The organism is Pseudomonas sp. B21-019 (genome assembly GCF_024749225.1).
Taxonomy (GTDB): domain Bacteria; phylum Pseudomonadota; class Gammaproteobacteria; order Pseudomonadales; family Pseudomonadaceae; genus Aquipseudomonas.
In genome coordinates this window covers 2,449,379-2,461,592 of sequence record NZ_CP087193.1, presented here as the reverse complement: position 1 = coordinate 2,461,592, position 12,214 = coordinate 2,449,379, and the positions used below count along the sequence as shown (strand labels likewise).

Annotated in this window: 12 protein-coding genes; 4 read left to right on the top strand and 8 right to left on the bottom strand. The window is 56.0% G+C overall.

The features are described from left to right. Positions 1-30: 30 nt before the first annotated feature. The 3 genes from LOY36_RS11170 to LOY36_RS11160 all read left to right on the top strand — a co-directional run bounded on the left by LOY36_RS11170 (position 31) and on the right by LOY36_RS11160 (position 2,469). Positions 31-900 (top strand): alpha/beta fold hydrolase, encoded by an 870-nt coding sequence (locus LOY36_RS11170; protein WP_258673515.1) that lies wholly within the window; start codon positions 31-33, stop codon positions 898-900. 59 nt (positions 901-959) lie between these two features. Further along, positions 960-1,958 carry an NADP-dependent oxidoreductase gene (locus LOY36_RS11165; RefSeq protein WP_258673514.1) on the top strand — a complete coding sequence of 333 codons (999 nt, stop codon included), beginning with the start codon at positions 960-962 and terminating at the stop codon, positions 1,956-1,958. A 349-nt stretch (positions 1,959-2,307) separates the two neighbouring features. Next, positions 2,308-2,469: a hypothetical protein gene (locus LOY36_RS11160; protein ID WP_018927603.1), complete on the top strand. Its 162-nt coding sequence runs from the start codon at positions 2,308-2,310 to the stop codon at positions 2,467-2,469. A 269-nt stretch (positions 2,470-2,738) separates the two neighbouring features. Here the strand turns inward: LOY36_RS11160 and LOY36_RS11155 are convergent, their stop codons facing one another. From LOY36_RS11155 to LOY36_RS11145, 3 genes are all read right to left on the bottom strand, one after another. Next, positions 2,739-3,308, bottom strand: a complete 570-nt coding sequence (locus LOY36_RS11155) for a DJ-1/PfpI family protein (RefSeq protein WP_258673512.1) — start codon at positions 3,306-3,308, stop codon at positions 2,739-2,741. Between the two features lie 153 nt (positions 3,309-3,461). Further along, positions 3,462-4,118 (bottom strand): HAD hydrolase-like protein, encoded by a 657-nt coding sequence (locus tag LOY36_RS11150; protein WP_258673508.1) that lies wholly within the window; start codon positions 4,116-4,118, stop codon positions 3,462-3,464. A gap of 130 nt (positions 4,119-4,248) precedes the next feature. Continuing rightward, the gene (locus LOY36_RS11145) at positions 4,249-4,473 is read right to left on the bottom strand and encodes a hypothetical protein (RefSeq protein WP_258673507.1); all 225 of its coding nucleotides are present in this window, start codon (positions 4,471-4,473) and stop codon (positions 4,249-4,251) included. Between the two features lie 2 nt (positions 4,474-4,475). Here LOY36_RS11145 and LOY36_RS11140 point away from each other — a divergent pair, with 2 nt between their 5' ends. After that, positions 4,476-5,375: a DMT family transporter gene (locus LOY36_RS11140; RefSeq protein ID WP_018930051.1), complete on the top strand. Its 900-nt coding sequence runs from the start codon at positions 4,476-4,478 to the stop codon at positions 5,373-5,375. 259 nt (positions 5,376-5,634) lie between these two features. Here LOY36_RS11140 and LOY36_RS11135 read toward each other — a convergent pair whose 3' ends face one another. The 5 genes from LOY36_RS11135 to LOY36_RS11115 form a co-directional block, all read right to left on the bottom strand. Next, a complete protein-coding gene (locus LOY36_RS11135; protein WP_258673505.1) occupies positions 5,635-7,245 on the bottom strand; it encodes a gamma-glutamyltransferase family protein in 1,611 nt (536 codons plus the stop codon). 81 nt (positions 7,246-7,326) lie between these two features. After that, positions 7,327-8,106: an amino acid ABC transporter ATP-binding protein gene (locus tag LOY36_RS11130; RefSeq protein ID WP_084320064.1), complete on the bottom strand. Its 780-nt coding sequence runs from the start codon at positions 8,104-8,106 to the stop codon at positions 7,327-7,329. 2 nt (positions 8,107-8,108) lie between these two features. Further along, complete coding sequence (locus tag LOY36_RS11125; RefSeq protein ID WP_007941905.1) at positions 8,109-8,882, bottom strand: amino acid ABC transporter permease; 774 nt, start codon at positions 8,880-8,882, stop codon at positions 8,109-8,111. Between the two features lie 12 nt (positions 8,883-8,894). Beyond that, a complete protein-coding gene (locus LOY36_RS11120; protein WP_258673502.1) occupies positions 8,895-9,701 on the bottom strand; it encodes an ABC transporter substrate-binding protein in 807 nt (268 codons plus the stop codon). Positions 9,702-9,773: 72 nt separating this feature from the next. Further along, positions 9,774-10,442, bottom strand: a complete 669-nt coding sequence (locus LOY36_RS11115) for a GntR family transcriptional regulator (protein ID WP_018930317.1) — start codon at positions 10,440-10,442, stop codon at positions 9,774-9,776. Positions 10,443-12,214 lie beyond the last annotated feature (1,772 nt).

Genomic DNA, 12,214 nt, shown 5'->3' with positions numbered 1-12,214 from the left:
CATCGAACCCGGCCACTGTCCGGAGTAGCAATGAATCAAACGCAGACAAATTCCCCCTCGGGTTCGCCGACGTCGTTCATAAACGCGGCGAATCAGTCGATCACGGTCAACGGCATTCCCTTCGCCTATCGCGACATCGGCCCCCATTCCGGCGTGCCCCTCGTACTGTTCAACCATTGGGGCGCGGTGCTGGACAACTTCGACCCCGCGATCATCGATGGCCTTGCACAAACCAGACGCGTCATTACCACCGACTATCGCGGCATCGGCGGCTCTGGTGGAAGCGCACCACTGACCGTCGACGAAATGGCTGACGATGCCATCCAGCTGATCCATGCGCTGGGGTTGGAAACCGTTGATGTGCTCGGTTTCTCCCTCGGCGGTTTCGTCGCTCAGGGCATCGCCCTGAAGGCGCCTGATTTGGTGCGGCGTTTGATTCTGACCGGCACCGGACCAGCCGGCGGCAGCGGTATCGACAAGGTCGGCTCGGTGACATGGCCATTGATGCTCAAAGGCTTGCTGACCTGGCGCGATCCGAAGTTCTACCTGTTCTTTACTTCGACGCCCAATGGCCGTCGATCCGCCTCGCAGTATTTACAGCGCCTGAAAGCACGCAAAAAAAATCGCGACAAAGGCCCGACGCCCAGCGCTTTCCTGCGGCAGTTGAAAGCCATCACCGCGTGGGGCAAACAGCCGCCGCAAGACCTCGGGCGCTTGCGGACGCCGACGCTGATTGTCAACGGCGACAACGACATCATGGTGCCCAGCGTTCACTCGAGTGCACTGGCAAAGCGTATCCCCAACGCACAACTGGTGATTTATGAGGATGCCGGGCACGGCGGCATTTTCCAACACCACGTTGACTTTGTGGCCAAGGCGCAGGCGTTCCTCGATGCCTGACAATACGGCGCAGCAACGCACCGGCTACCCTCCTTACAATCGAAAAGAGCCGCACCACGATGAAAGCATTTCTAATTAATCGCTATGGCAAGAACCCCGGGCGGATTGGCGAAGCTCCCGCCCCCGCAGTGAGTGCCCACGACGTTTTGATCGAGGTACACGCCAGCAGCGTCAACGTGCTGGATTCGAAGATCAGCAAAGGCGAATTCAAGCTGATCCTGCCCTACTCATTTCCGTTGATCCTGGGTAACGATCTGGCAGGCGTCGTGATTGAGGTGGGCTCGAAGGTGACACGCTTCAAACCGGGAGACGAAGTGTACGCTCGCCCACCGGAAGCTCGTATCGGCACGTTCGCCGAATTGATCGCCGTGAACGAGAACGCGATCGCCCTGAAACCTGCCAATACCAGCATGGCACAAGCCGCGTCCCTCCCCTTGGTTGCATTGACCGCCTGGCAAGTGCTGGTCGAAACCGCCCAACTGAAAAAGGGTCAGAAAGTGCTGATTCACGCCGGCTCCGGCGGCGTCGGCACCCTCGCCATCCAGCTCGCCAAACACCTCGGTGCCTTTGTCGCTACAACCACCAGCACTGCGAATGTCGAATGGGTGAAGGCATTGGGGGCCGATTTGGTGATCGACTACAAACAGCAGAACTTCGAAAGTGTCTTGCACGACTACGACGTAGTGTTGAACAGTCTCGGTGCCGATGTCCTGGAGAAGTCACTCAAGGTGCTCAAGCCAGGTGGCCAGCTCATTTCCATCTCTGGGCCACCCACTGCGCAGTTCGCGCAGGAGCAAGGGTTGTCCTGGCCATTGAAGCAAATCATGCGCCTGCTGAGCCTCAGTATTCGGCGCAAGGCCCGCAAGCAGGACGTCAGCTACAAGTTTGTATTCATGCGGGCCAACGGCACCCAACTGCAACAAATAACCGCGCTCATTGAGGCCGGCATCATCAAACCGGTGATTGACCGCGCCTTCCCCTTTGAATCAACGGCAGAGGCGTTGAAGTATGTCGAGCAGGGACGAGCCAAAGGCAAGGTCGTTGTTTCGATCAAATGACTACGCCGCCTATCGATGAGTCGACCGAAGAGCCCGAGCAACTTTTAGCACAGCAGCATTCTTCATCCGGGCTGAGCGAGTTGACGACACTAGAGTTGCCGAAACAGGAAGCGCAGCAAACGGACGTCGTGCCTGTTGCACCAACTGTGATCCTATGGCGCAGTTTGATGCTTAAGCAGTAGATCTCGGCCTCGCCACAGCCACCGTACAAAGCACATTCATAATCAGTTTGGCGACTCTCTCTGTAGCACAATTGACGAACCCGAGGATGAATATACGTTCATCAAAAACATTGTTCTATGCGTCTAGCCTGTGGGTTCCGACATAGTGAATACAGGAGTAACCCACCATGTTCTCGCACGAAAGCATCCCGCTGATCATCATTTTCATCATCCTGCTGCTTGGCGTGCTTACCGCCGTCCTCCATCCGGTACATGCGTTCTATAGCTGGCTTCAGAGGCGCAGGGAAAAATCATCCGTCGAGATCGCGAAAGAGGTGGATTCGCGCTGAATTTTTTTAACGAGCCCGGCTAAGTCCGGGCATTTTTTTGAAGCTTTCGGGCCGATTCTGTTGAAAAAGTCGGCCTTGGTTTGCGCATCAGAAAAGTACGCGTCCGAGATTGAAATCCGAGTCCTGAACCTTCTGCCCAAAACACAGATTTAAATCTCAGGCACGTACTTTTCTGCCGTGGAAACCGAAGCCGACTTTTTCAACAGAATCGGCCAAGAGCGGACACTCGAGCACATCACCTGGTTGGCTGTTTTTTCATGACGAAGCGGTCACCCGTGTTCTGCTGCCAACATTGACCTGAACTGAGAAATGATCTCTGAAGATAACCCGGCAGCTTCGAACACTGCACAGGTAAAGCTAACGGGTGCAGGACCTGGCGCAGTTATGATGCGGTCAGCAACCACAGCTACTGGACTGCTTCGATAAAGCGAGGCCCCTTCATAACCTGCGGCATTCTGTTGTAAAAAGTCAGCGCTGTTCGAGGTATGAGAAACCGTGTCGAGAAGCCCGGCTCTCGCAAGTGCCAGCGTTCCCCCACAGATACCGGCAATTGTCGCGCCACTTGAACGACTAGTATGAAGAAAGTCCCGAATATCCGGTGCATCTGCACGTTCCCAGATCATTCCACCGATGACGACAACAACGTCCGGTTTCCAGTCCAGGCATTGTTGCAAGCTGCAATTCACAGTTACTTCCAATCCACCCTGCGAGCGGAACTGCCCCGTAGTAGAGGTGAAAAACCTAACGTCGATCCCGTAGAACGGGGATGCGGTTCCTGCAATGAAAGCATATTCCCAGTCCGCAAAACCGGGTGTCAGTATCAATCCCACGCGTGCCATCAGTCAGAATCCTCCATGAAAACGAATAACATAAAGCGACAACACATAGGTCTCAACGGCTGCCTTGGGTCGAAAGTTTCCCCTCACCACTGACAGCTCTCGGCCAGAGGCTGATTGTTGGAATCGGCTGAAATCGCCACTCAGTGGTCAAGCCTATAAACTTGCGGATGACTCAAGGTGCGTATCACTTCCTGCCAGTCGCCGTAATTCGCTCACATCGGCGAACCACTCATGGGACTGAAGACTGTGGAATGCATCATATGCTCCATACCCCCAGGCGACCGCACCAAAGGCGATACCGGCAGTCGCTGCTGCTTCACCATCCGTAGGCTGGTCGCCGATGTAGATAACTTCCTCTTGCGCCACGTCGAATTTGCGCATGACGCGGCGCAAGCGAGACGCCTTGCCGAAAATGGAGGCGCCGCACTCGAAGGCCCGGATATGTTGACAGCTGGAGCCCAAAATTTGCGTGATATTTTCTTGGGAATTAGAAGACACCACCGCCAGAATCAGTCCTCTCTCGTCAAGATGGGCGAGGGTATTGGCGATGTTATTAAACAGTGGGATCGAGCTTCGATGTTTCTTCATCAAGCTCATGAAGGTTCGCGCCACCAGAGGCAACTTCCAGCGAGGCATTCCGATATGAGCCATGATCTCCCGAGCCCCCTGCTTGCGCAGACCGTCCAACTCTTGCGGGTGAATTCGACTGAATGCGTGTCTGTCAGCGACCTGGTTGAACACTGAAACAAAGAACGGAAAGGAATCAGCGAGCGTGCCGTCGAAGTCGAAAATGGCAAGCCGGTATGACATGTGAAAGCTCCTTCCTGTGGTGGTGGCAGCCGAGTCCAGGCGGCTGCTTGTGCTGGGCGAGTAATTCACCCGGTTGGTGGGAAAGGCGCATTATCCCTGCTACGGAATCTGCCCGGAAGGAGTAAGTGGCTTAACGCTGTTGCCGTATCTGACTACCTTCAAGGCCTTGACTTGATTTATCGAACTCGCCGAGCATATTCCGATGATTGCCAAGGCCAAAGTCGTTTTTCTCGCCACCCGCAATCACCTCAACCATCCGCTTCAGCACGCCTTCACGGCGATGCACGGGAGTAAACGTCCCGTCGATGTGGGGCGGCATTCTATCGAACGACAAATCAGCGACAGGGATCGTCATCAATGCAATCTACTTTCAGCAAAGGCATCATATTTGCCCTCTCCGCCGCGGCACTGAACGCAACGATCGGTGTACTCAGCAAAGTACTCATGAGTAATGGCTTCACCGCCAGCAGTGTCGCTGTCATCAAGACCGTACTGGGTTGCATGCTTCTCTCGATCTTACTGCTTTTCCTCAAGCGCCCGGCGTCGACGACCAAATGGACTCAGGCGGCTATCTGCGCATTCCTTGGCATCTTTGTGCTGTTCCACTTCGAAACGTCCGCCTATCGACATTACGCTGCAGCAGGTGTGGTGGTTGTGCTGATGGCCAGTGCCTCAATTTCCTCGATCATTCTGGGGCGCATTTTCCTCAAGGATGCCATCACCGCGAACGCTACCGTGGGCGCCGCACTGGCTATCGCTGGGATCGCGGTGATCTTCGGCGCCGACCTGCAGCAGGGCTTTACCTTACAAGGTGCTGCGCTAGCCTCCATGGCCGGCTGCGGCTATGGGGCCTTTTCGGTTGCCATGAAGCGGATGGGTGTGTCGGGGGGGCTGCACTTCACGCGGCAATTGTTGTTCTTTGGCAGCCTGTACCTGCTGATGCCGGCAGCGGCCGATGGTTTCGCGATCGGCGAGCTGTCGCCGCTGGCGATCGCCGCACTGCTGGCGCTGGCCGCGCTGCCGACAATCCTGGGCTTCTTCTGCACCACCAAGGCCATCGAATATCTCAAGCCATCCCAAGTGCAGGCGCTGGAGCTGACCGAGCCGTTGTTCGCCGCGCTGCTGGCGTTTGTGGTGCTCAATGAAGTACCGCGCGAAAGCCTGTACGCAGGGGCAGTACTGATCATCGTCGGCCTGTGTTTTTCCAATGAGCTGATCCGCTTGGGCAGCAAAGCATCCGTCCCTTCGACCGAGTGAGCTACTTTCGGATCCTGATTGTTTTAGCAATCAGTGGTTTTGAAGTGTTTTCAGGGCTTTGTCGTTTCTGGGGATGCGAGCGAGCAGCCCCTCTAAGCCCCAGCAATCTCCACTGAACCTACCGCGCCCCAACCACGTCCAGTCGAACAAAGCTGGAGAACACGCGAGGCCACGCTGTGCATCAGTTCCGCGCACGGATGCACAGCGTATTTTTCACGCAGAAGAGACCGAGTCGTCTTCGTTTGTTTTCAGCTACCCGTTACCACACAGCAATATGGGAATCGGCCCGCGGCTCGGTGCCGCCGCACAACACACCGGTGTCAGGGTCGCGGATGATGATCTGCCCTCGGCCATAGTTGATCAGGTCGCAATCGACCTGAACCTTATGTCCGCGCCGGGCCAGCGAAGCGGCCAAGTCCCTCGACGCCCCCTGCTCGATGCCGACTTTCATGCCTCCCAGCCATTGCCATCGCGGTGCGTCCAGCGCCGCTTGAGGATTGAGACCAAAATCCACCAGGTTCATGACCATCTGCACATGGCCTTGGGGCTGCATGTAGCCACCCATGACGCCGAACGGTCCCACCGGCGCGTCACCTTTACTGATGAAGCCAGGAATGATGGTGTGGAAGGTCTTTTTGCCCGGTGCCAGGCAGTTGGCGTGGTCAGGGTCGAGACTGAATTCCTGCCCACGGTTCTGCAAGGCGATGCCGCTGTCTGGCAGCACCACGCCGGAACCGAAGCCGTGGTAGTTACTCTGGATGAAGGACACCATATTGCCCTGCGCATCTGCCGTGGCCAGGTACACCGTACCGCTGGCGTGAGGATCACCGGGATCAGGTTGCTGAGCCTGATCAACGATCTGTTCACGGCGTTGGCGGCTATAGGTGTCGCTGAGAAGATCAGCCACCGCCACACGCATGTGCAGCGGATCGGTGATGTAATGCAGGCCATCGCTGTAGGCCAGCTTCATGGCTTCCAATTGACGATGCCAGGTCTGCTGGCTGTCTCGGTGATCGAAGTCGAAACCCTGGAGGATTTTCAGGGTCATCAGGGCCACCAATCCTTGCCCGCTTGGAGGGATTTCCCACACATCGTAACCGCGGTAATTGATGCTGATCGGGTCCACCCATTGGGCGCGATAGTCCTGCAGGTCGCTGGCTCGCAGGTAGCCGCCGGTGGCGCGGGAATGGGCATCCAGCCGCTGAGCCAGAGCGCCGCGATAAAGGCTTTCGCAAGCACTGTTCGCCAGTTCTTCCAGCGTTCGGGCTTGCGCCGGATTGCGGAATAATTCACCGGCCTTTGGCGCACGGCCATCAATCAGGAACGTGTCGAACCAGGCGTCTAGCACCGGGTCTCGATGGGGGCTGAATTCATCCAGAGCAGTCTGCCATTGTCGGGCGACCACCGGCGACACTGGGAAGCCCTCCCGGGCCAGACTGATCGCGGGCTGCAGCAACTCGGCAAAGGGCAGCTTGCCGAACCGTCTGGACAACTCCGCCCAGGCCGAAGGGCAACCGGGCACCGTGACCGGCGTCCAGCCATAAAGCGGCATCTGCTCGTGACCACACGCCTTGACTGCATCGATCGTCAGTGCCGCCGGCGCTTGGCCGTTGCCGTTCAGTCCGTGCAATTGGCCTTTGCTCCAGACCAGAGCAAAGGCGTCGCCGCCCAAGCCGCAGCCGGTGGGTTCAACTACCGTTAGCGCCGCCGCTGTAGCGATCGCGGCATCAATGGCATTACCGCCGTTGCGCATAATCTCGATGCCGGCCTCGGCGGCCAGTGGCTGTGAAGCCGCGACCATGCCACGGCGGGCAAACACACTCTGACGTTGCGACGGATAGGGATATTCGTGGGCAGAAAATTTCAACATGGCAAAAGCTCTTCCAAACAAAGATTCATTGGCCGCAGGTATCCGGTTCCATTACCGGGTAAGAAAGACCCGACTGAAAAGTCACAGCACACGGCTGAGAAAGGCCTGAGTTCGCGGGTGTGTCGGTCGACTGAAGATCTGCTCCGGCGGACCCTGCTCAATCAGTTCGCCCTGATCGAGAACCACCACGCGATCAGCGACTTCCCGGGCAAAACCCATTTCATGGGTGACCACTACCATGGTCATGCCGTCATCGGCCAACTGCTTCATCACCTGCAGGACCTCGCCGACGGTTTCCGGATCCAGGGCGCTGGTGGGCTCGTCGAACAGCATGGCTTGAGGTTTCATCGCCAGCGCCCGGGCGATTGCCACGCGCTGCTGCTGTCCACCGGACAACATCGATGGATAATGCATGGCCTTGTCCGCCAGGCCGACCCGGGCGAGCAAGGCCCGGGCCTGTTCCAACGCTTCGGCGCGTGGCACACCGAGCACCTGGATCGGTGCCTCAATGATGTTTTCCAGCGCGGTCATGTGGGGGAACAGATTGAAACGTTGAAAGACCATGCCGATGTCCCGACGCTGGCGAGCGATGTTGCGCTCGGAGTCGCGCACCAGGCTGCCGTCGGCGCGCTCGCGGTAGCCCATGGAGCGACCGTTGACGCGTATGCGCCCGCCTTGAATGTCCTCCAGCAGATTAATGCAGCGAATGAAGGTGGTCTTGCCTGAACCCGATGCACCGATCAACACCACCACTTCACCGCGCCGCACCTGCAAGGAAATCCCCTTGAGAATCTCCAGGTCGCCAAAAGACTTATGAATGTCCAGGGCCTCGATAATCAGTTCTTCACTTTTGTGCGCCATGCTTAACGCCCCCTAAGCAATTTGAGCGTGCCGCGGCCAAACATGCGACTGCCGGCTGCTGGCGGTGCGGGTCGATCGGACTGTCCGAAACGCGCTTCCAGCCAACGCTGGAAGAAGCCCCAGAGGGTGGTCAGCAGCAGGAAATAAATCGCCACCACCAGGTACAGTTCAAATACCCGGAATGTCGCCGACGTGACCATTTGCGTACTCAGCAGCAACTCCTGCACACCAATCACGCTGACCAGCGTCGTGTTCTTGAGCATCACGTTGAATTCGTTGCCCAACGGCGGAACGATGACCCGGAACGCCTGAGGCAAAACGATACGCCGCATCAATTTGGCGAAGGTCATGCCCAGCGAACGCCCAGCCTCGTACTGACCCTTGTCCACGGCGCCAATCCCGGCACGAATGATCTCGGCCATGTAGGCGCCTTCGTTCAGGCCCAAGGCGATGATCGCTGCCTGAATATTGCCCGGCACCACCAAACCAAACAGTTCCACGTCCTCGAAACGGAAAATGCCGCCGGCCGCCAAAGCGGTATAGAGAAAAACGATTTGCACCAACAGCGGCGTGCCGCGCATCAGCCACACATAAAACCGTACCGGCAGGTTGAGCAACGGGTTGCGCGACAGACGCATCAGCGCCGCCGCCAGCCCCAGCACGCAGCCCAACGCCATTGCCAGCACACTGATCAGGCAGGTCAACCAGAGCCCAGTGAGGTACACCCCGCTGGGCTGCAAAAGGTATTGCCAGAACACATCCCAATTGAAATTCATCGAGCGCTCGCCTCAGTCGAGTGTGTCGCTGGAAACATGCCATTTGCTCAACAACTGCACATAACTGCCGTCACTGCGCATGTCACTGATGATCTGCTGTACTGCGGTGGTGAGCTGGGAATCATCCTTGCGGGTCCCTAAACCCGTGAGAATCCGGCTGAAGGCTGGCACCCCCTCCTCGAATAAATCAGGCGCCATTGCGGCGTAGTAACCTGCTGTTTCTACGGTGGTGCCGTAAGCGTCCACCTGACTGATACGCAGCGCCTGGAAGGCGTCAGTATCACTGTTGTAAACCACCAGTTTCATCGGTGTCTTGCCAGCCTTGGTGAGCTTTTCATTCTCGGCGTCCAACAAGGTTTTGATCGTGGAGCCATTGAGCACTGCCACCTTGTGCCCAGACAGTCCATCCAGGGTTTTGATCCCCTTGGGATTGCCTTTGGGAACGACCACTGACTGGCTGGAATACATGTAGTTGACGATGTCGATCACTTCCCGGCGTTCGGGCTTGTCGAACAGCTGATCGACGATCATGTCGCACTGCTGGGCGAGCAATGCCGGCAGCAACCCGGAGAATGGAATGACCCGCCATTGCACCGATTTGTCTCCCAGGCGCTTGGCGATTTCCAGCCCCAGATCGACAGTCAGGCCCCTGGGTTTTTGCGCCTCATCGAAAGACACCAAGGGTGGCGAGTCCATGCCCGAGCAATACGTGAGTTTTTCGGCCTTTTGCAGTCGTTCCGGCACTTGGGGCGTGGCGAACGCCCACTGTGCGCAGAGTCCCAGGGATACAGCAGCAAGCAACACACGGCGTTTATGCATGACCAGACACTCCAGTTGTTTAGTAACGGGGCAGTACTCAAAGTCAACACACGGTCGGGCTCGAGCCCGATTCTATTTTTCCGATTGCAGGAACTGAATCAGCGCCGGCACTGTGCCCTCGATGTGCTGACGCACCACCGACTCGGCCTGGTCGGCATCACCTGAGCGAATGGCATCAAGGATCACCGCGTGTTCCTGGCGGGCACTCAAGGGCTTTTCACCGTGTTGCAGCCACAGGCGCATGGGCGCCTCGATCAGCGAGTACAGGGCCGAGATTTGCTTCATCAAACGCGGACGGCCGCTGAGGCTGCACAGGTATTCATGGAAAGCCCGATGACGGCTGACCCATTCCGCGCTTTCGTCGCGGTAGTCATCCATCTCGTCCAGCATGCGTTCCAGAGCCGCCAGCTGACGCTCACCGATCTTGGCCACGGCGACGCGGATGGCCAGGCCCTCGAGGGCACTGCGCATCTCGAAGACTTCGTGCAGTTCGTCGATGTTCAGGCCGCTGACTATCGCCCCGCGGTTAGGCCGCAAGGTCACCAGGCCTTGAGCATCGAGGCGTCGGAAGGCTTCGCGCACCGGCATGCGGCTCATGCCGATCTCAGTGGCGATGTCCTCGGCGATCAACCGGTCGCCTTTGCGGTAACGGCCGCCACAGATCGCTTCCAGCAGAAAGTTGTAAGCCTCCTCCTCGGCGGTCAGGGGCTGACGCTCAATGTAAGCGGGAGCGAATTGCATAAAGTCACCTTTTGCAGTTTTGTATCCAATTATCCATGGATTCAAAAAAGCAGAAACCGTGCCAGACTGTGTAGCACTGCTTCAAGCGCTTAATTGGAAAGGAGTTTCGACTCAAGAGACGCTGATCTATAGATCAGCGTGGTACTCACCGTGTGCTACGAAATGGCCCAGTGCGCCCCAAATGGGTGAAAAATGGTACCCAGGTAACAAATCATTTCGCCGAATGCACCCAAAGCCCTTGGCGCGTTCTCTGAGTAATTGCACAGACTTGCCCACCCATTTACATTCGGCCTGACCAGTCATTTGCAACCGATTTGACCAGCACGTTTCGCGGACATGACCGGCAGAGAATGGCCCAAAGCTGACCCCTCAGGATTTCGTACTCTCAGACCCCATCCGCGAATTTGCACACCACTGACGACATATTGGTACGTCTGGAGAGGGGCATGACCACCACGCAAAAACTGACTCAAACAAGCTATGTGCATTGTCAGATTAACCAAAGGTTATGGTTTGTCATGAAATGAAAAAGCGCTGTCGCCAAATGAAAGGCTGGCGCGCGCCCTGCCTATAAACTCCTCCTCAAGCCTGCGCAGCAAGCCCAGGGCTCTCACGGGCACGAAATATCTATGGAGAAATCTGCGCATTTCCCACGAATGGAGAAGAGACAATGAGTGAGCGGTCGATCCAGCCACGGCTGATCGATACATCCTACGATTACCTGCTTCAACGTTGAATCTGGACAATTAAGAGTTTTATTAGTAAGCGCTTAATGTCCAGCCTACAAATATATTACTGAAAGCCCACGACCTACCGTGCACTCACCTTAATAAAACTCACCCTTAAAAACACGCCCCTAGAACTACATTGCGGAAGACAAAAATAAGTAATGTTTTTGCGATTTGTTTTTTGTTGCACTCATGAATCTTATAATCAGAAACCATGACAAAATTTGCAGAGATATCACTTCAACACCCTCAACGTTGGAAGCTTGATATAAATAATCGAATCTTATTCGACGACGCCATTCAAATACACTTAACAAATATTGAGGGCATCATTGTAAAAAACATGCTCCTCAAGGAGGAGCGCGTAATCAGTAGAGCAGAGCTAATTAGTAGTATTGGGAGAGATCCTGAGCGCTATCGCGGCCTGGAGATGAGTTTGAGTAGACTGCAAATAAAATTCAAGAAAAACGCTGGAGGAAGGCATCTCTTTCGCGCAGTCAGAAATCGCGGCTACTGCCTCACTCAAGCCATACATATTAATGGGGAGCCGTCTCGGGAATTTACGTGAGGTAAGCGGCAATACACCCCTCGCATGGTCATATGGCTGATGATGACTAACGAACGTATGAATTTAGGGGTGGCCGTGGGCGCAGCGTTCAAGATGAGTGAGTTCACTTTTTACGATTGACCTTGCGCTTTGATACTGGTGTAGCGGCGTTAAAAAACTGTCGCATAACTTCTAAGTTATGCGACGACTCACTCGGGCTTGACAGTAAAGGCTTTGTGATATCACGCAAGTCTGCCGCAGGTTCTCAATTATCTGCGACATGAAATGTGATAGATGTGACATTGAGAATGTTGGAATGTTAATCCGATATGCTCGTCCCCCACTCCAGGCAAAAATCTGGAGCCGCAGCAAGGCCTGCTGGCGAGTTTGTATCTGTCACGGTTGATCGGAAATGGCCGTTTTCAGCCGGCCGCGACCGACTGAAAACGCCCCAAAGCGGACGCTGGCAATGGTAGAGGTTGACTGTCCATCTAACT